The organism is Vibrio coralliirubri (assembly GCF_024347375.1).
In the GTDB taxonomy this organism is placed as follows: Bacteria; Pseudomonadota; Gammaproteobacteria; order Enterobacterales; family Vibrionaceae; genus Vibrio; species Vibrio coralliirubri.
Genome location: NZ_AP025470.1, coordinates 155,231 through 175,264, shown reverse-complemented (window position 1 = coordinate 175,264; position 20,034 = coordinate 155,231). Strand labels below are relative to the sequence as shown.

General features: G+C 44.7%; 14 protein-coding genes, 5 tRNA genes and 1 rRNA gene. 3 read left to right on the top strand and 17 right to left on the bottom strand.

The window, feature by feature from the left end:
* Nucleotides 1-28 precede the first annotated feature (28 nt).
* The 13 genes from rpoC to OCV20_RS00740 all read right to left on the bottom strand — a co-directional run bounded on the left by rpoC (nt 29) and on the right by OCV20_RS00740 (nt 13,958).
* A complete protein-coding gene (gene rpoC / locus OCV20_RS00800) occupies nt 29-4,231 on the bottom strand; it encodes a DNA-directed RNA polymerase subunit beta' (protein WP_086775135.1) in 4,203 nt (1,400 codons plus the stop codon).
* A gap of 91 nt (nt 4,232-4,322) precedes the next feature.
* Nucleotides 4,323-8,351, bottom strand: coding sequence for a DNA-directed RNA polymerase subunit beta (rpoB, locus tag OCV20_RS00795; RefSeq protein WP_017060526.1), 4,029 nt, complete (start codon nt 8,349-8,351; stop codon nt 4,323-4,325).
* Between the two features lie 235 nt (nt 8,352-8,586).
* Nucleotides 8,587-8,955 (bottom strand): 50S ribosomal protein L7/L12, encoded by a 369-nt coding sequence (gene rplL / locus OCV20_RS00790; RefSeq protein ID WP_017631516.1) that lies wholly within the window; start codon nt 8,953-8,955, stop codon nt 8,587-8,589.
* Nucleotides 8,956-9,012: 57 nt separating this feature from the next.
* Complete coding sequence (rplJ, locus tag OCV20_RS00785; RefSeq protein ID WP_010435550.1) at nt 9,013-9,507, bottom strand: 50S ribosomal protein L10; 495 nt, start codon at nt 9,505-9,507, stop codon at nt 9,013-9,015.
* Between the two features lie 250 nt (nt 9,508-9,757).
* Complete coding sequence (gene rplA, locus OCV20_RS00780) at nt 9,758-10,462, bottom strand: 50S ribosomal protein L1 (protein ID WP_017060523.1); 705 nt, start codon at nt 10,460-10,462, stop codon at nt 9,758-9,760.
* A gap of 4 nt (nt 10,463-10,466) precedes the next feature.
* Nucleotides 10,467-10,895: a 50S ribosomal protein L11 gene (gene rplK / locus OCV20_RS00775; protein ID WP_010435555.1), complete on the bottom strand. Its 429-nt coding sequence runs from the start codon at nt 10,893-10,895 to the stop codon at nt 10,467-10,469.
* Between the two features lie 213 nt (nt 10,896-11,108).
* On the bottom strand, nt 11,109-11,657 hold the full coding sequence (nusG, locus tag OCV20_RS00770; protein ID WP_010435556.1) for a transcription termination/antitermination protein NusG: 549 nt from the start codon (nt 11,655-11,657) through the stop codon (nt 11,109-11,111).
* Between the two features lie 13 nt (nt 11,658-11,670).
* Nucleotides 11,671-12,048, bottom strand: a complete 378-nt coding sequence (secE, locus tag OCV20_RS00765) for a preprotein translocase subunit SecE (RefSeq protein ID WP_010435558.1) — start codon at nt 12,046-12,048, stop codon at nt 11,671-11,673.
* A gap of 223 nt (nt 12,049-12,271) precedes the next feature.
* Entirely contained in the window at nt 12,272-13,456 is a 1,185-nt protein-coding gene (gene tuf / locus OCV20_RS00760; RefSeq protein ID WP_010435158.1) for an elongation factor Tu, read from the bottom strand.
* A 94-nt stretch (nt 13,457-13,550) separates the two neighbouring features.
* A tRNA-Thr gene (locus OCV20_RS00755) sits at nt 13,551-13,626 on the bottom strand.
* A 13-nt stretch (nt 13,627-13,639) separates the two neighbouring features.
* Nucleotides 13,640-13,714 (bottom strand) — tRNA-Gly (locus OCV20_RS00750).
* 39 nt (nt 13,715-13,753) lie between these two features.
* Nucleotides 13,754-13,838, bottom strand: a tRNA-Tyr gene (locus OCV20_RS00745).
* A 44-nt stretch (nt 13,839-13,882) separates the two neighbouring features.
* A tRNA-Thr gene (locus OCV20_RS00740) sits at nt 13,883-13,958 on the bottom strand.
* Between the two features lie 210 nt (nt 13,959-14,168).
* On the opposite strand from OCV20_RS00740, the gene coaA reads away from it, so the two are divergent.
* The gene (coaA, locus tag OCV20_RS00735; protein WP_086775370.1) at nt 14,169-15,092 is read left to right on the top strand and encodes a type I pantothenate kinase; all 924 of its coding nucleotides are present in this window, start codon (nt 14,169-14,171) and stop codon (nt 15,090-15,092) included.
* Nucleotides 15,093-15,099: 7 nt separating this feature from the next.
* On the opposite strand, the gene birA is transcribed toward coaA, so the two are convergent.
* Nucleotides 15,100-16,065: a bifunctional biotin--[acetyl-CoA-carboxylase] ligase/biotin operon repressor BirA gene (birA, locus tag OCV20_RS00730; RefSeq protein WP_048615138.1), complete on the bottom strand. Its 966-nt coding sequence runs from the start codon at nt 16,063-16,065 to the stop codon at nt 15,100-15,102.
* Nucleotides 16,062-17,108 carry a UDP-N-acetylmuramate dehydrogenase gene (gene murB / locus OCV20_RS00725; protein WP_086775371.1) on the bottom strand — a complete coding sequence of 349 codons (1,047 nt, stop codon included), beginning with the start codon at nt 17,106-17,108 and terminating at the stop codon, nt 16,062-16,064. The genes birA and murB overlap by 4 nt, the downstream gene beginning before the upstream one ends.
* A 66-nt stretch (nt 17,109-17,174) precedes the next feature.
* Between murB and OCV20_RS00720 the strand changes: the two genes are divergently transcribed.
* Together OCV20_RS00720 and pssA are read left to right on the top strand one after the other, a co-directional pair.
* Nucleotides 17,175-17,606, top strand: coding sequence for a GNAT family N-acetyltransferase (locus tag OCV20_RS00720; RefSeq protein WP_086775372.1), 432 nt, complete (start codon nt 17,175-17,177; stop codon nt 17,604-17,606).
* Between the two features lie 91 nt (nt 17,607-17,697).
* Entirely contained in the window at nt 17,698-19,038 is a 1,341-nt protein-coding gene (gene pssA / locus OCV20_RS00715) for a CDP-diacylglycerol--serine O-phosphatidyltransferase (RefSeq protein ID WP_086775373.1), read from the top strand.
* Between the two features lie 661 nt (nt 19,039-19,699).
* Here pssA and OCV20_RS00710 read toward each other — a convergent pair.
* A tRNA-Asp gene (locus OCV20_RS00710) sits at nt 19,700-19,776 on the bottom strand.
* A gap of 43 nt (nt 19,777-19,819) precedes the next feature.
* Nucleotides 19,820-19,935, bottom strand: a 5S ribosomal RNA gene (gene rrf, locus OCV20_RS00705).
* Nucleotides 19,936-20,034: the final 99 nt, after the last annotated feature.

Below are 20,034 nucleotides of genomic sequence, written 5' to 3'. Positions count from 1 at the left end.
CTTATCTCTTAGAGACTACTCGTAGAGCTTACTCTTCTGAAGAGAAACCAGCGTTTAGAAGTGCTGCTAGATTGTCAGTAGCTTGTTCAGCTGAAGGACCTTCTTGCTCTTCTTCACGTTGCTTTTGACGCTCTTGGTGGTATGCGAAACCAGTACCAGCTGGGATCAGACGACCAACAATTACGTTCTCTTTCAGACCGCGAAGGTCATCACGCTTACCAGAAACCGCAGCTTCTGTTAGTACGCGAGTCGTTTCTTGGAACGATGCAGCTGAGATGAATGACTCAGTTGCAAGAGATGCTTTAGTAATACCTAGTAGGTCACGTTCGAAACGTACTAGTTCTTTACCTTCAGCTTCTAGCTTACGGTTAGCAATCTTAACATTGTGGTACTCAACTTGTTCGCCAGGTAGGAACGGAGAGTCACCAGAATGAGTGATTGTACACTTACGTAGCATTTGACGAACGATAGTCTCGATGTGCTTATCGTTAATCTTTACGCCTTGTAAGCGGTAAACTTCTTGAACTTCGTTCGCGATGTACTGAGTTACTGCGTGGATACCACGTAGACGCAGGATATCGTGTGGAGTTTCAGGACCGTCGGCGATTACATCACCACGTTCAATCTTCTCACCTTCGAACACGTTCAATTGACGATGCTTAGGAATCATCTCTTCGTAAGCGTCACCGCCTTCACGAGTGATTACTAGACGACGCTTACCTTTCGTTTCTTTACCGAAAGACACAGTACCTGTGTGCTCAGCAAGGATCGCAGGCTCTTTAGGTTTACGAGCTTCGAATAGGTCAGCTACGCGTGGTAGACCACCGGTGATATCTTTGTTTCCGCTCGATTTTTGAGGGATACGAGATAGTGTGTCACCGATGCCAACTTCAGCGCCATCTTCGATGTTTACAATCGCTTTGCCAGGTAGGAAGTAGTGAGCTGGCATATCAGTACCAGGGATCATTACGTCGTTACCTTGCTCATCAACAAGTTTGATAGCTGGACGCATATCTTTACCTGCTGCTGGGCGAGCTGCTGCGTCTGTAACTTCACTTGAAGAAAGACCCGTTAGATCGTCAGTTTGACGAGAAACTGTAATACCATCGATCATATCTACGAATTGGATACGACCTGCCACTTCAGTGATGATTGGCATGGTATGCGCTTCCCAGTTAGCTACAACTTCACCAGCAGTAACTGCTGCGTTGTCGCCTTTGGTTAGCATCGAACCGTAAGGAAGTTTGTGCTTCTCTTTAGTACGGCCGAATTCATCAATAATCGTCATCTCAGATGCACGAGAAGTGATAACCAGTTTCTTATCTTTGTTAACTACGAACTTAGCATTGTGAAGTTTCACAGTACCAGTTGTCTTAGCTTGGATGCTGTTCTCTGCTGCTGCAGTAGATGCCGCACCACCGATGTGGAACGTACGCATCGTTAGCTGTGTACCCGGTTCACCGATAGATTGTGCAGCGATAACACCAACTGCTTCACCTTGGTTCACTAGGTGACCACGTGCTAGGTCACGACCGTAACACTGTGCACAACAACCGAAGTCTGCATCACAGGTAACAACAGAGCGCACTTTCATGCTATCTACTGAGTTGTCTTCCATGATTTGACACCACTTCTCATCAATCAGAGTATTACGTGGAATCAGTACATCTTCAGTACCAGGCTTAAGAACGTCTTCAGCTACTACACGACCTAGAGCAAGCTCAGAAAGTGCAACTTTAACGTCACCACCTTCGATGTGAGGCATCATGTCGATACCTTCATGCGTGCCACAGTCATGTTCATGTACTACAACGTCTTGAGCAACGTCTACTAGACGACGAGTTAGGTAACCCGAGTTTGCTGTTTTCAGTGCTGTATCCGCAAGACCCTTACGAGCACCGTGCGTTGAGATAAAGTACTGAAGGACGTTTAGACCTTCTTTAAAGTTCGCTGTGATCGGCGTTTCGATGATTGAACCATCTGGACGCGCCATCAGACCACGCATACCTGCTAGCTGACGAATCTGAGCTGCAGAACCACGTGCGCCCGAGTCGGCCATCATGTAGATGCTGTTGAACGATTCTTGCTGTTCTTCTTCGCCTTCACGGTTGATAACTGTTTCAGAAGATAGGTTATCCATCATTGCTTTCGCAACGCGGTCATTCGTAGATGCCCAGATATCGATAACTTTGTTGTAACGCTCACCCGCAGTAACAAGACCAGATTGGAATTGCTCTTGGATTTCGCGAACTTCTTCTTCAGCAGATTCAATTTCATCGTATTTCGCTTGAGGTACAACCATATCGTCGATACCTACAGAAACACCAGAAAGTGCAGCGTATGCAAAACCTGCGTACATGATTTGGTCAGCAAATACTACTGTATCTTTTAGACCAAGCTTACGGTAACACTCGTTAAGAAGAGTAGAGATCTGCTTCTTACCTAACTTTTGGTTAACGATGCTGTACGGTAGGCCAGCTGGAACGATTTGCCATAGCATTGCACGGCCGACAGTTGTATCAACCATCTTCGTTTCAGTAGTGCTGTTACCATCTTCGTCTACTACAGTCTCGGTGATACGTACTTTAACGCGAGCGTGTAGCTCAGCAGTCTTAGTACGGTATGCCTTTTCAGCCTCAGCAGGGCCAGCAAGGTACATACCTTCGCCTTTCACGTTGATCTTGTCACGTGTCATGTAGTAAAGACCCAATACAACGTCCTGAGAAGGTACGATGATCGGATCACCTGACGCTGGCGACAGAATGTTATTCGTCGACATCATCAGTGTACGTGCTTCAAGCTGTGCTTCTAGAGTTAGAGGCACGTGTACCGCCATTTGGTCACCATCGAAGTCGGCGTTGTATGCCGCACACACTAGTGGGTGAAGCTGAATCGCTTTACCTTCGATTAGTACTGGTTCAAACGCTTGGATACCTAGACGGTGAAGTGTAGGTGCACGGTTAAGCAGTACTGGGTGTTCGCGGATTACTTCGTCTAGGATATCCCAAACGATAGCTTCTTCGCGCTCTACCATCTTCTTAGCAGCTTTGATTGTCGTAGCCATGCCACGAGTTTCTAGCTTGCTGTAGATGAACGGCTTAAATAGCTCAAGTGCCATCTTCTTAGGAAGACCACACTGATGTAGACGAAGGTATGGACCTACTGTGATTACAGAACGGCCAGAGTAGTCTACACGTTTACCTAGAAGGTTCTGACGGAAACGACCTTGTTTACCCTTGATCATATCAGCAAGAGATTTCAGAGGACGCTTGTTAGAACCAGTGATAGCACGACCACGACGACCGTTATCTAGAAGTGCATCAACAGACTCTTGCAGCATACGCTTTTCGTTACGTACGATGATGTCCGGAGCAGCTAGCTCTAGAAGGCGCTTCAAACGGTTGTTACGGTTGATCACACGACGGTAAAGGTCGTTCAGATCTGAAGTCGCAAAACGACCGCCATCTAGTGGTACTAGAGGACGTAGATCTGGCGGCAGAACCGGAAGTACAGTCAGAATCATCCATTGCGGATCGTTACCCGATGCAATGAACGCTTCAACTAGCTTCAGGCGCTTAGTAACTTTTTTACGCTTAGTTTCTGAGTTAGTAGTTTCTAACTCTTCGCGCATTTCTTCCACTTCTTGATGAAGGTCCATTGTTGCAAGCAGATCTTTGATCGCTTCAGCACCCATCTTAGCAGTGAATTCGTCACCCCACTCTTCTAGACGATCCAGATACTCTTCTTCAGTAAGCATCTGAGATTTTTCTAGATCAGTCATACCTGGTTCAGTTACTACGTACATCTCGAAGTAAAGAACACGTTCGATATCACGTAGAGGGATATCCATTAGTAGACCGATACGAGACGGCAGTGATTTTAGGAACCAGATGTGAGCAACTGGTGAAGCTAGCTCAATGTGGCCCATGCGGTCACGACGAACTTTAGTTTGTGTAACTTCAACGCCACACTTCTCACAGATAACACCACGGTGCTTCAGGCGCTTGTATTTGCCACAAAGACATTCGTAGTCTTTAACTGGACCAAAAATACGTGCACAGAACAGACCATCACGTTCAGGTTTGAACGTACGATAGTTAATTGTTTCCGGCTTTTTAACTTCACCAAAAGACCATGAACGGATCATGTCTGGTGAAGATAGACCGATTTTGATTGCATCAAATTCTTCGGTCTTATGCTGTGCTTTTAGAAAGTTTAATAAGTCTTTCACATTCAGCTCCTGTAAGGAGTTAAAGGAGCTCACTGCTGTAGCAAGCTCCCTTTTACCAAATAATCCTATCTTCTTTTAAAAAGAGGAGGGATTACTCTTCGTCTTCTAGCTCGATGTTGATACCTAGCGAGCGAATCTCTTTCAACAGTACGTTGAACGACTCAGGCATACCAGGTTCCATGCTATGGTTACCGTCTACGATGTTCTTATACATCTTAGTACGGCCGTTAACGTCATCTGACTTAACGGTTAGCATTTCTTGTAGAGTATATGCAGCACCGTATGCTTCTAGTGCCCATACTTCCATCTCACCGAAACGCTGACCACCGAACTGAGCTTTACCACCAAGTGGTTGCTGAGTTACTAGGCTGTAAGAACCAGTTGAACGAGCATGCATCTTGTCATCAACCAAGTGGTTCAGTTTCAGCATGTACATGTAACCAACAGTTACAGGACGCTCAAACGAATCACCAGTACGACCATCAAACAGTTTAAGCTGACCAGATTCTGGTAGATCACCCAGTTTGAGTAGTTCTTTGATTAGAGACTCAGAAGCACCGTCGAACACAGGAGTAGCAATCGGTAGACCGCCACGTAGGTTCTTGATCAGTGTACGAACTTGATCATCAGACAGTTCAGCAATATCAACTTTCTGACGAGTATCACCAAGATCGTAAACCTTCTGTAGGAACTCACGGAACTTATGCAGTTCTTGTTGTTCCTTAACCATTTGGTTGATCTTGTCACCGATACCTTTCGCAGCCAAACCTAAGTGAACTTCTAGGATCTGACCGATGTTCATACGCGATGGTACACCCAGCGGGTTAAGTACGATGTCTACAGGCTGACCTTTCTCATCGTATGGCATGTCTTCAACAGGGTTAATCTTAGAGATTACACCTTTGTTACCGTGACGACCGGCCATCTTATCACCAGGCTGGATACGACGTTTAACCGCTAGGTAAACTTTAACAATCTTAAGAACGCCAGGCGCTAGATCATCACCTTGAGTGATTTTACGACGCTTAGTTTCAAACTTCTTATCGAAGTCTGCTTTTAGCTCATCCCACTGCTCAGCAAGTTGCTCAAGCTGTGTTTGTAGCGCATCGTCTTCTAGAACTTGCTCTAGCCATTGCTTACGACCGATAGTATCAAGCTTAGCTTCAGAGTAACCACCAGACAGAAGTACAGCTTTAACACGGTTAAGAAGGCCACCCTCAAGAATTTGGAACTCTTCAGTTAGGTCTTTCTTAGCTTCTTTAAGCTGCATCTGTTCGATTTCAAGTGCACGCTTGTCTTTCTCTACGCCATCGCGAGTGAAGACTTGTACATCGATGATAGTACCCGAAACAGAGTTTGGTACACGTAGAGAAGTATCTTTAACATCAGATGCTTTCTCACCGAAGATAGCACGTAGTAGCTTCTCTTCAGGAGTCAGTTGAGTTTCACCTTTAGGGGTTACTTTACCAACTAGGATGTCGCCACCCTTAACTTCAGCACCAATGTAAACGATACCTGACTCGTCTAGTTTAGACAGAGCAGACTCACCTACGTTTGGAATATCAGCTGTGATCTCTTCAGAACCCAGCTTAGTATCACGAGCCACACAAGATAGTTCTTGAATGTGGATTGTCGTGAAACGGTCTTCTTGAACTACGCGCTCAGATACTAAGATCGAGTCTTCGAAGTTGTAACCGTTCCAAGGCATGAATGCGATACGCATGTTTTGGCCAAGCGCTAGTTCACCAAGGTCTGTTGAAGGACCATCAGCAAGAACATCGCCACGTGCAACTGGTTCACCAGGAAGTACAGTTGGACGTTGGTTAATACATGTGTTTTGGTTCGAACGCGTGTACTTAGTTAGGTTGTAGATATCGATACCAGCTTCGCCAGGTACCAATTCATCTTCGTTAACCTTAACTACGATACGAGAAGCGTCTACAGACTGAACTTGACCACCACGTTTAGCAACTGCTGTAACACCAGAGTCAACTGCGATGTTACGTTCGATACCAGTACCTACTAGAGGCTTATCAGCCTTAAGTGTTGGTACAGCTTGACGTTGCATGTTGGCACCCATCAATGCACGGTTCGCATCATCGTGTTCTAGGAACGGGATAAGCGAAGCAGCGATAGATACTACTTGGTTTGTCGCAACGTCCATGTAGTCAACGTGATCGCGTGGGTGAAGACCAGATTCACCTTTTTGACGAGCTGTGATTAGCTCATCTGCAAACGTACCTTCTTCAGTAAGAATGGTGTTTGCTTGCGCGATTACGAATTGACCTTCCTGGATTGCAGACAGGTAATCAACTTCTTCTGTTACTACACCATCAACTACACGACGGTACGGAGTTTCTAGGAAACCGTAATCGTTACAACGTGCAAACGCAGATAGCGAGTTAATTAGACCGATGTTTGGACCTTCAGGCGTTTCGATCGGACATAGACGACCGTAGTGAGTTACGTGAACGTCACGTACTTCGAAGCCTGCGCGCTCACGAGTAAGACCACCAGGACCTAAAGCAGAGATACGACGTTTGTGCGTAACTTCTGACAATGGGTTGTTTTGGTCCATGAACTGTGAAAGCTGTGAAGAGCCAAAGAATTCTTTAACTGCAGCAGAGATCGGCTTAGCGTTGATAAGATCTTGAGGCATGATTGCATCAAGGTCACCAAGGCTTAGGCGCTCTTTAACGGCACGTTCTACACGAACTAGACCAACACGGAATTGGTTTTCTGCCATTTCACCTACAGAACGGATACGACGGTTGCCAAGGTGGTCGATATCGTCCACTTCACCAATACCGTTACGGATACCAATCAGTTTCTTCATCACTTCGATGATGTCTGATTCATCCAGAGTACCGCGCTCTTCTTCTTCTTCACGCTCGATAGAGCTGTTGAACTTCATACGGCCTACAGTTGATAGGTCGTAACGTTCTTCAGAGAAGAATAGGCTTTCGAATAGAGACTCTGCAGCTTCTTTCGTTGGTGGCTCGCCAGGACGCATCATGCGGTAGATTTCTACCAATGCAGAGATGCGATCTACTGTGCTATCTGCACGTAGAGTGTCTGACATGAATGGACCGTGATCTAGGTCATTCGTGAACAGAGTTTGTAGAGCCTTGTGACCTGCTTGAGACAGGTTAGCAAGTGCTTCTAGGCTAATCTCTTGGTTCGCGCCAACGATGATCTCGCCAGTTGCTTCATTGATGTAATCTTTAGATGCAACTTTACCAACGATGTACTCTACTGGTACTTCGATGTGCTCAACGCCATCTTTTTCAAGTTGACGGATATGACGAGCAGTAACACGACGACCAGTCTCAACGTAAGTTTTGCCGTTTGCTTCGATGTCGAATGACGCAGTTTCACCACGTAGACGATCAGGAACCAACTCCATAAGAAGAGTTTGGTCTTTAACTTCGAAGTTCACTTTGTCGAAGAACAGATCTAGGATCTCTTCAGTCGACTTACCAAGTGCACGAAGAATAATCGATGCTGGTAGCTTACGACGACGGTCGATACGTACGAATAAGTTATCCTTAGGATCGAACTCAAAGTCTAACCATGAGCCACGGTAAGGAATTACACGTGCGTTATAAAGAACTTTACCTGATGAGTGGGTCTTACCCTTATCACTGTCGAAGAACACGCCTGGGCTTCGGTGCAGCTGGGATACGATAACCCTCTCGGTACCATTAATTACGAAAGTACCATTGTCTGTCATAAGCGGAATTTCGCCCATGTAGACTTCTTGTTCTTTAATGTCTTTTACAGTACCTGCTGGTGCATCTCGATCAAAGATAACTAGACGTAGTTTTACGCGTAGTGGCTTTGAGTAAGTAACACCGCGGATTTGACATTCTTTAACGTCAAAAACTGGCTCACCAAGACGGTAGCTAACGTATTGCAGCTCAGAATTGCCGTTGTAGCTCTGAATTGGAAATACAGAACGGAAAGCAGCTTCAAGACCGTATTGACCTTCTGGATCCTGTTCGATGAATTTGTCGAAAGAATCAAGCTGGATCGATAACAGGTATGGAATGTCCAAAACTTGTGGACGAGTACCAAAATCCTTACGGATGCGCTTTTTCTCGGTATAAGAGTAAACCATGGGGTTCCTCAGCTCGCTGATAAGTGACCCAAACCACCCAAAACACTCTTCAAGAGGGGGCGGTGACAAACAGCTGTTTACTGTAGTGAACAATCGTTTCGAAAAAATGACTGTTTTTTTGCTCGGATTATGACGGTTAAACAGCGGAAAATTCGTCATAGCCCTACAGCGCAAAAAGGCCGGTGGTTAATAAACCACCAGCCATTAGCCTTGCGGCTAAGAAATTAAGTAATAATTACTTGATTTCAACAGAAGCGCCAGCTTCTTCTAGCTGTGCTTTAAGAGCTTCAGCTTCAGCTTTGTCAACGCCTTCTTTAAGCGCTGCAGGAGCTGAGTCTACAAGACCTTTAGCTTCTTTAAGACCTAGGCCAGTTGCGCCACGTACAGCTTTGATAACTTGTACTTTGTTAGCGCCAGCAGCAGTTAGGATAACGTCGAATTCAGTTTGCTCAGCAGCAGCGTCGCCGCCAGCTGCGCCGCCAGCTACAACAGCAGCAGCTGCAGTAACGCCGAATTTCTCTTCCATAGCTTCGATAAGCTCAACAACTTGCATTACAGACATTTCTGCAACTGCGTCTAGGATTTGCTCGTTAGTAATAGACATAACAATTCTCTTTTAAGTCAACAATAAGTTTAAATAGCAACCAGTGAAAAGCAAGGCTTATGCCGCAGCTTCTTCTTTTTGGTCGCGAACAGCAGCGATAGTACGAACCAGCTTGCCAGCAGAAGCTTCTTTCATGCACATCATTAGGCGTGCGATAGCTTCGTCGTAAGTTGGTAGTGTCGCTAGTACTTCAGCATCAGTAACTGCGCCTTCAAATGCAGCAGCTTTGATCTCGAAATCTTTATTCTCTTTAGCGAAGTCTTTGAAAAGACGCGCTGCAGCACCTGGGTGCTCATTAGAGAATGCGATCAGAGTTGGACCAGTGAAAGTGTCTACTAGACACTCGTAGTCTGTACCCTGAACCGCACGGCGTGCTAGTGTGTTACGAACAACTTTCATGTAAACACCCGCTTCGCGAGCTTGTTTACGTAGAGAAGTCATTGCGCCAACTTCAACGCCACGAGAATCAGCTACAACTGCAGAAAGTGCACCACTGGCAGCTTCGTTGACTTCAGCAACAATTGCTTTTTTGTCTTGAAGATTTAAAGCCATTTGGATTAACCTCTGGTTGTGATTACAGCACTCAATACAAAATGTAATGAGCGTTTACGATGTTATTTAAAAATGAATAAATTCATTTCAAACCACAACATCGCCTACGTAGGTTTTATTAAGCTATCAATAATCTAATGAAAATCGACAGCGCCTACGGTCTTGGGATAGATGATTTCAAATTGCTTTAAAACCACCCAACCACAAATATTAGGCGCAGAAGTATACACTAAATCTGCACCTAAGCAAATTAGTTTGCTTGAGTGTCAAGACTAGCTTGATCAACAGCAACACCAGCACCCATCGTAGTAGAGATGCTTACTTTCTTCAGGTAAGAACCCTTAGCTGAAGAAGGCTTAGCTTTCTTAAGAGCAACTAGAAGAGCTTCTAGGTTCTCTTGAAGCTGGCTAGCTTCGAAAGATGCTTTACCGATAGTAGTGTGGATGATGCCGTTCTTGTCGTTACGGTAACGAACCTGACCAGCTTTAGCGTTCTTAACCGCTTCAGCAACGTTAGGAGTTACAGTACCAACTTTAGGGTTTGGCATAAGGCCGCGTGGACCTAGGATTGTACCTAGTTGACCAACAACACGCATTGCATCTGGAGAAGCAACAACTACGTCGAAGTTCATTTCGCCTTTTTTCACTTGCTCAGCAAGATCTTCCATACCAACGATATCTGCGCCAGCAGCTTTAGCAGCTTCTGCGTTTGCACCTTGAGTGAAAACAGCAACGCGGATGTCACGGCCAGTACCGTGAGGTAGCACTGTTGCGCCACGAACGTTTTGGTCAGATTTACGAGCATCGATGCCTAGGTTAACAGCAACATCTACAGACTCAACGAATTTAGCAGTCGCTAGTTCTTTAAGAAGAGCAACAGCTTCGCTGATTTCGTATTCTTTAGTTGAGTCAACTTTGTCGCGGATTACGCGCATACGCTTAGTAAGTTTAGCCATGATCTTATCCCTCTACCACTAGGCCCATTGAACGAGCAGTACCAGCAATAGAACGTTTCATTGCTTCGATGTCAGCACCAGTCATATCAGCAGCTTTAGTTTCTGCGATTTCCTGAACTTGAGCGTCAGTAACAGTACCAACTTTCTCAGTGTTTGGACGACCTGAACCAGACTTAACGCCAGCAGCTTTCTTAAGAAGAACAGCAGCAGGTGGAGTCTTAGTTACGAACGTGAAAGAACGGTCGTTGTAAACAGTAATAACTACTGGAGTAGGTAGACCTTTCTCAACAGATTCTGTTTTTGCGTTGAACGCTTTACAGAATTCCATGATGTTCACGCCGTGTTGACCTAGAGCAGGACCAACCGGTGGACTTGGGTTTGCCATACCAGCTGCAACTTGCAGTTTGATATAAGCTTCAACTTTCTTAGCCATGATATTTCCTAATATTTTGGGTACATGCGCTAGCCGCAAGGCGAGCTCCCCATAAATTCAATTAACTCTTTTTTACTTCCACAGAAGCAAAAAGGCGCGAAATTATAATCATAATTCGCGCCTTTAACAACCCTAAAAAGGTGATTTTTTATACTCTTTTATTTTGAACAACTTACGAAGTATTTATCCACAGCTTGTTCAAAGCTTAGAGTTTTAGTCCAGTTTTTCAACCTGACCAAATTCAAGCTCAACCGGTGTTGCACGACCAAAGATCGATACAGATACCTTAATGCGGCTTTTCTCGTAATCTACTTCTTCAACAGTACCGTTGAAGTCAGCAAATGGACCATCGTTCACACGAACCACTTCACCCGCTTCGAACATTGTCTTAGGACGTGGAGACTCGCTCGCTTTCTCTAGACGGTTCAAGATAGCATCAGCTTCTTTATCAGTGATTGGTGCAGGACGATCAGAGGTACCACCAATGAAGCCCATAACACGCGGAATGCTGCGTACTAAGTGCCATGATTCATCATTCATGATCATTTGAACTAATACGTAGCCAGGGAAGAATTTACGTTCACTTTTACGGCGTTGGCCTGCACGCATTTCCACTACTTCTTCAGTAGGTACTAGCACATCGCCAAATAGTTCTTCCATGTTGTGCATTTTAATATGCTCGCGTAGCGACTGTGCAACACGACCTTCAAAGCCAGAAAAGGCTTGAACTACATACCAACGTTTTTTTGGAGCTTCACTCATGAATCAGAACCCTCTACACCCCAGTTGCTAGAGAAACTAGACGGACCATAATGCCGTCAATTCCCCAAAGCACTAGAGACATAACAATACATACAGCTAAAACGATCAATGTAGTTTGCATAGTTTCTTGGCGAGTAGGCCAAACAACTTTACGAATCTCCATACGAGATTCTTTTGCAAAATCGATCGCAGCTTTACCTTTAGTTGTTGTTGCTGCAACGCCTAGTGCGGCAGCAATCAGCACAACTACACCTGCAGCGCGAATTACAACAGACAATTCACCATACAGGTAATTACCCACAACAGCAGCAGCCAACAGAACAAAAGCGACAATCCACTTCATTGTATCTGCTGCACCTGAGCTATCAGGAGTTTCAGCGTTTGCTTTCATAAAACCAACCTGTGATAAGTCTTAAATATAGACGACAATAACCCCGCTGTTGCAGGGCACATTCCTTTGCGTTGCAAAACAACACATCTAACAGTCATTTTAGTCAAAAAGACCGTTTAATTCTTTGCTAAGAGCAAAAATCGATGTCAAAACATCCAACTCTTTTTTTAGCGCAGAAAAAGGGCATCAAATGATGCCCTTTTTACTAGTGGTTCGTCAAATCTTATGCAAAGATTTTAGCTACAACACCAGCACCAACTGTACGGCCACCTTCGCGGATTGCGAAACGTAGACCTTCGTCCATTGCGATTGGAGCGATTAGCTCAACAGTCATTTGAACGTTGTCACCTGGCATTACCATTTCTACGCCTTCAGGTAGAGTGATATCGCCTGTTACGTCAGTTGTACGGAAGTAGAACTGTGGACGGTAACCTTTGAAGAAAGGAGTGTGACGGCCGCCTTCGTCTTTAGAAAGTACGTATACTTCAGACTCAAACTTAGTGTGTGGGTTGATAGAACCTTTCGCAGAAAGTACTTGACCACGTTCAACGTCATCACGCTTAGTACCACGTAGAAGTGCACCAACGTTCTCACCTGCACGACCTTCGTCAAGCAGTTTACGGAACATTTCAACACCAGTACAAGTAGTAAGAGTAGTCTCTTTGATACCAACGATTTCTACTTCGTCACCTACACGTAGGATACCGCGCTCGATACGACCAGTTACAACAGTACCACGACCTTGGATTGAGAATACATCTTCAATTGGTAGTAGGAACGGTTGGTCAACTGCACGCTCAGGCTCAGGGATGTAAGAATCTAGTGCTTCTGCAAGCTCAACGATCTTATCTTCCCACTGCTTCTCGCCGTTTAGTGCGCCAAGTGCAGAACCTTGGATAACTGGTAGGTCATCACCTGGGAAGTCGTATTCAGAAAGAAGTTCACGAACTTCCATCTCAACTAGCTCAAGTAGCTCTTCGTCATCTACCATGTCACATTTGTTCATGAATACGATGATGTAAGGGATACCAACTTGACGACCAAGTAGGATGTGCTCACGAGTTTGAGGCATAGGGCCGTCAGTCGCAGCAACAACTAGGATACCGCCGTCCATTTGTGCAGCACCAGTGATCATGTTTTTAACATAATCCGCGTGTCCTGGACAGTCTACGTGTGCGTAGTGACGTGCTGGAGTGTCGTACTCAACGTGAGAAGTTGCGATTGTGATACCGCGCTCACGCTCTTCTGGAGCGTTATCGATAGATGCGAAATCTTTAGCAACACCACCGTACACTTTTGCAAGTGTAGTACAGATAGCAGCAGTTAGAGTTGTTTTACCGTGGTCAACGTGGCCGATAGTACCAACGTTTACGTGCGGTTTCGTACGTTCAAATTTTTCTTTAGACATGGGGTGTCCCTCTAGGTACGGATTAGGTGGCTTAAAATAAGACCACGCAACCAAAAAAATGGTTTTCTTTATTAAAGGAGAAGAAGCTTTAGACTGGTGCTAATACCCAGAGTCGAACTGGGGACCTCACCCTTACCAAGGGTGCGCTCTACCGACTGAGCTATATCAGCACACAAAATGAGTTGGAGCGTGCAGCGGGAATCGAACCCGCATCATCAGCTTGGAAGGCTGAGGTAATAGCCATTATACGATGCACGCAACACGTAACTCTGTTTGAGCTATTTAACCTTTAGAATATGGTGGAGAGGGACGGATTCGAACCATCGAAGGCAGTGCCAACAGATTTACAGTCTGCTCCCTTTGGCCACTCGGGAACCTCTCCAAATTTTGAGCTTTCTCTCGCTTGCTTTAAAGGAAGGGAGAAAGTGGTGCCGACTACCGGAATCGAACTGGTGACCTACTGATTACAAGTCAGTTGCTCTACCTACTGAGCTAAGTCGGCACAAGTGGGGCGCATTTTATTGAATGATTTTCCACCTTGCAATAGCAAATTGAAAAAAAGTGCAAAATTCTCTGAGCAAACTCCTACATACGGCTATTTAGCTCAAGGTTTACGTCTTTAACCCGCATCTAGTACAGGAAGATATTTTATTTATCTATCGCTTGATGTATTTTCCATGCACTTGTTTTGTTATCCACTATAGAGTTTTGTATGAGCCCATTTATGTCATTTGACCGCGAACGTTGGTCTGAGCTAAGGAATTTAGTTCCGATGACACTTTCTGAGAGCGACTTAAAAGAGCTTCAAGGCATCAATGAAAAGCTCACAATGGAAGAGGCAGTAGAGATCTATCTACCGTTATCTCGTCTATTGAACCTCTATGTGGCAGCCAGACAGAATAGAAACTCGGTACTCCACCAATTTCTAGATAAGAAAGAGAAAGCGCCACCTTTTATCATCGGTATTGCGGGTAGCGTAGCCGTTGGCAAAAGTACCACTGCGCGTCTGCTTAAAGCCCTACTCTCTCGCTGGGAAAATCACCCAAAAGTTGAACTAGTGACAACCGATGGCTTTTTATATCCAAACGAGGTGTTAGAAGAGAAAGGGTTGATGAGCAAAAAGGGCTTTCCGGAGTCTTACGATATCAAGCGTTTAGTGAGCTTTGTTTCGGATGTAAAGGCATGTAAGAGAAATGTCACAGCCCCTGTATACTCGCATCTTACGTACAATATTACTGATGACGTTAAGTGCGTCGACCTACCAGATGTGCTTATTATTGAAGGGCTTAATGTTTTACAAACCGGAATGAATTATCCACACGAGCCACATCGCGTGTTTATTTCAGACTTCCTTGATTTCTCACTCTATGTTGACGCTGATAGCCAACAAATCAAAGAGTGGTACGTCAATCGTTTTATGAAATTCCGCGATGGTGCGTTTACTAAGCCTGGCTCTTACTTTAGTCATTACACTAAATTATCGAACCAAGCCGCATTGGATAAAGCGGAAGGTATCTGGAGTTCAATTAATGGCTTGAACCTTGAACAAAATATCCTTCCGACAAGAGAAAGGGCTCACCTGATTCTACGTAAAGGCGCAGATCATATGGTTGAAGAAGTGTTACTAAGAAAATAGTAACGCCTTAGTCGCCTTTTCTTAGCGATATCTCGCCACCAATATAGCTCTCGACACCATTCTCAGTTTTGAGCAATACAGCACCTTGTTCATCGATGCCTTGAACAACACCTTCAATTTCTCTAGGTCCAATGATCAATCTAACATTGCGACCTAAGAAATTATCCAAGCGGTTCCAACGCTCTACAAAATTGGACATTCCTTTCAACTCATAGTCGACAAGTGACTTATCCCAAGCATTGATCAGAGCCTGCGCTAATTGATTACGGTCAGGCACCTTTCCATCACACACTTCTTTAAGGGAAGTCCATGGCTGGCCAATACCTGATGTTGTTGGATCCATGGATAAGTTTAGCCCTAAACCAATCACAATATGCGCAGCGCCACCAGACTGTCCTGACAGCTCGACCAAGATACCTGCAAGCTTCTTATCATTGTGGTAGAGGTCGTTCGGCCATTTGAGCTTTACTCCTTCTACACCCATTTCTTCCAAAGCTTCAACAACAGCCACACCAACCACAAGGCTTAAGCCCATCGCGGCAGCCATCCCTGCGTCAAGTCTCCAATACATTGAAAGATAGAGGTTTGCACCGAATGGCGATACCCACTCTCGTCCACGGCGTCCACGACCCGCAGCTTGATATTCAGCAATACAGACAGAACCCGATTCGAGGGTGTTAGTACGCTCTAATAGGTGCTGGTTTGTAGATCCTATGATTGGAATCAGCTCAAGAGAAGCATCGCGACTCACTGCAGACAATTTTTCTTGGTCAAGCATATCTAAACGACTGGCTAGCTTGTAGCCCTTGCCTTGTACTCGATAGATATCTAAACCCCACTCTTGAATACCCTTAATGTGTTTACTGATAGCCGCTCGTGATACACCAATCATTTCACCTAGGTCTTCACCTGAATGAAACTCACCGTCAGCAAGGCATCTCAATAGCGCAAGCTTGGTACTGTGTTCTCTCATGCCAATGACTCCAAAGCCTTGTCCAGGTTTGTCTCGCAGTCTCGTCCCATAAAGCGCACTTCATGTTCCAATCGAATATCGAATTTATTCAAAACGGACTGGCGTACTCGCTCTGCAAGCTTAAGGACATCCAAAGCTGAAGCCTCATCAAAATTGATGATAACCAATGCTTGGTTGGGGTGAACCTGAGCACCACCTTCTGTCACGCCCTTGAACTGGCATTGATCAATCAACCAGCCAGCAGCGACTTTGATCATGTCATTACTCTCATAGCCGACAATGTTTGGGTATAGAGCTAACAGGCGATCAAAATGATCTTTGGTGATCACAGGGTTTTTGAAGAAGCTGCCCGCATTCCCTTGTACTCTAGGGTCAGGCAGCTTACTTGAACGGATAGCACACACTTCATCAAATATAGTGCGAGGAGAGAGCGTATCGGCTGCTAGGCTTTTTAACGGACCATAGTGATTACATGGCTCCCACTCTTTCGGCAACGTTAAACCAATCGCAACAACAATCGCTTTACCGTAAAGAGCGTGTTTGAAGATAGAATCTCGGTAACCAAAGAGACACTCTTCTTTGCTTAATCGCTTAACTGTATAAGTATCCAGACATAGAATATCGACATACTCGCATACGTCTTGTAGCTCAACACCATACGCACCAATATTCTGAATCGGAGCAGAGCCTGAACAGCCGGGTATCATTGCTAGATTCTCTAGACCACCCAACCCCTTATCCACACTCCACTCAACCAAGCTTGGCCAATCCTCGCCACCACTTACATGCAGTAGGTGATGACTGTCCGTCTCGGCCAGCTCAATCCCGGCTAATTTATTCACAATGACCAGGCCAGCGAAGTGCTCCGTAAAAAGCATATTACTGCCCTTACCCAGTATCAACTTAGGCAAAGCTGACCATTTAGGGTCTTTGTAAAGCGAAATCAGTTCTTCGGTAGTGGTGACTTCAACCAACGCATCACACGTCTGATCGATGGAAAAAGTATGAACATTTTTTAAACTAGCATTGAGATGGAATTGCATGGCGATATTCAATTAACTTACACTGCGGTCATTCTACAGCAGATAAACCAATGGCGCAGTGACTGAATGAACAATGTCATCATTACTCAATTAGACCCAGTAAAGGTTCCCCTAGTTAAACGTTTCTATAAAGAACACTACCCAACGGGAAAAACGAATAAGAGTGAACTGATCTACTCGTTATTACTGGAGAACGAGCTGTGCGGTGTCGTGCGTTTTCGTACAATAGAAAATAGTCGCTTACTTACCGGTATGGCTATATCAAAACAACATCGTGGTCAGCAATTAGGCTCCCAGCTTATGGATTATTGTGCGCAACATACGCTTACCGAAGACGATTACTGCTTTGCGTACGCTCATCTCACCAATTTTTACGCGCGACACAAATTCGTACAAGTAGACCCTAAAGATCTACCAAATGGTTTAAGAGTTTTATACGAGCGCTATTCGAATAGCGGAAAAGATCTCATTCCTATGCATTATCAGCAAATTTGTTAGAGAATGCCTCGATTATCTAGTATTTGGTGGTATCCCTTTGGTAAAATTAAAGGTTCGCAATTTTGCATATTTTTAAGGTAAAACAGTCAATATGATTGCCAGTAGGAATCCATTCATACAGTTGCCAACCATAGCGCAGAATCCTGACAAGTTTGAAGTACTACTATCAGCGCAAGAGTTTCGAACTCGCCTACTTGATGAGATATCTCGCGCAACGACTCGTATTAGTTTAGTCGCTTTGTATCTTGAAGATGATGAGGCTGGCCGTGAGATCCTAACTGCCTTATATGAAGCAAAGCAAAAGAATCCAGAATTAGACGTAAGCGTTTGTGTCGATTGGCACCGAGCGCAACGCGGATTGATTGGTGCAGAGTCTTCTGAAGGCAATGCAGCCATGTATAAAGAGTTTGCAGAAAGATATCAGCATTCTGTACCTGTCTATGGCATTCCTGTTCGCGGCAAAGAAGTCTTTGGCGTATTGCACTTAAAAGGCTTTATCGTCGATGACAGCGTAATATACAGCGGTGCAAGCCTTAACAATATCTACCTGAATTACCATGACCGCTATCGCTTTGATCGTTACCACGTTTTAAACAACGCGGCTCTTGCTGACTCAATGTTTGCCTACGTACACGAACAGATGGTTGCGGACAGCGCTGTTTATGACCTAGCTGATAAGAACAAGCCTGCGACCAAAGAACTGAAACCAGCGATTCGTCAGTTTCGTGCATCATTGGCAAGATCTCAGTATCAATTCGATGGTCAAGAGGTTTCAGCAGACCAAGTTGCTGTAACACCATTGGTTGGTATCGGTAAAAGACGTAACCGTCTGAATCAGGGGATCAATCAACTCGTCGCTCAAGCTAAAGATGAAATCTTTATCTGCACACCTTACTTCAACTTCCCACCTAGCCTAGCTAAAGAAGTGAAGAAAGCACTTAAGCGTGGCGTAAAGGTCAGCATTGTTGTTGGTGATAAGACAGCGAATGATTTCTTTATCTCACCAGAAGAAGAGTTTAAAACGATTGGTGGTTTGCCATACCTTTACGAACTGAACTTACGCCGTTTCGCTAAAGCGAATGAAGCTCATATTGCTAGCCGTAATCTATCAATTCGACTTTGGCAACACGATTCCAATAGCTTCCACCTAAAGGGCATATGGGTAGATAAGCGCTACATGCTACTAACAGGTAATAACCTAAACCCTCGCGCCTGGAAGCTAGATCTAGAGAACGGTATCTTTATCCAAGATAACTACCATCACCTAACTGATAAGTTCCAGGCTGAAGTCGATAATATCCTTCAACACACTCAGCTTATCTGTACTTATAAGCAGTTAGATAAGGTAGAGAGCTACCCTATGGAAGTTCAGAAATTGATTCGTAAGATCACTCGTGTAAAAGCCGACAGAGTGCTCAAACAAATACTGTAGTCGGTGTATCAAAACACTATTTATCAACGCCTAGCAAACGCTAGGCGTTTTTGTATCTACGAGATAGCGAGATAGCGAGATAGCGAGATAGGTTTGCTTGATGGTCTTTCGAGTCAACATCTCCATTTATTCATAGTGATTGTGATAGCTGGAAGTATTAAACATCGTACCTTTTCCTTAGTCAGTCTAAGAGTTCCAGATACGTGGATCTAGTACAGAGAACGATTAAACAAAGACCAACATAATCGATAATTACCCTCTACGTATTAAAAGCAATAACGTTCGTATAACCTACAACGAGGTATGAGCGTGTTAGTGTATCTCACATAGAAAGCACTCAGAATCTCCCAAATTTGATGCTCTGTCTTATTTTAACTTAACTACCTGAGTTAGAAGTAACCACCTATATTCCCAAGCAGCACCTCCCGATATATAGAGAAGTACTTCACAGCTAGCGATAAGGATCTGTAGCCAAAACCCAAAACACATACGCCGGAAACGACGAAAGCCTAGTCGTCAGACTAGGCTTTCTAATATGTGTGGGAATTGCGTGAAGTGCATGAGCTCAGTGTCTTTACAGCACTCATTCAATCTAAAAGCAAAACACTTTTCTTCAAATGTAAAAAAGCCCTGCTATTTCTAGCAGGGCTTCTCTAATAAGTGGCGGAGTGGACGGGACTCGAACCCGCGACCCCCGGCGTGACAGGCCGGTATTCTAACCAACTGAACTACCACTCCGCAGTGGAATACTTGTCGTCGCTGACAAGTGTTCAAATTTAAAGCCTGGCGATGTCCTACTCTCACATGGGGAAGCCCCACACTACCATCGGCGCTATTGTGTTTCACTTCTGAGTTCGGCATGGAATCAGGTGGGTCCACAATGCTATGGTCGCCAAGCAAATTTTGCTTTTACTTTCAGTTTTTTAAAAACTGAAGGCAAAATAATCTGGAAAACTGTATTTAAAAGTATCTCATCAAACTCATTCAAGCGTTTGG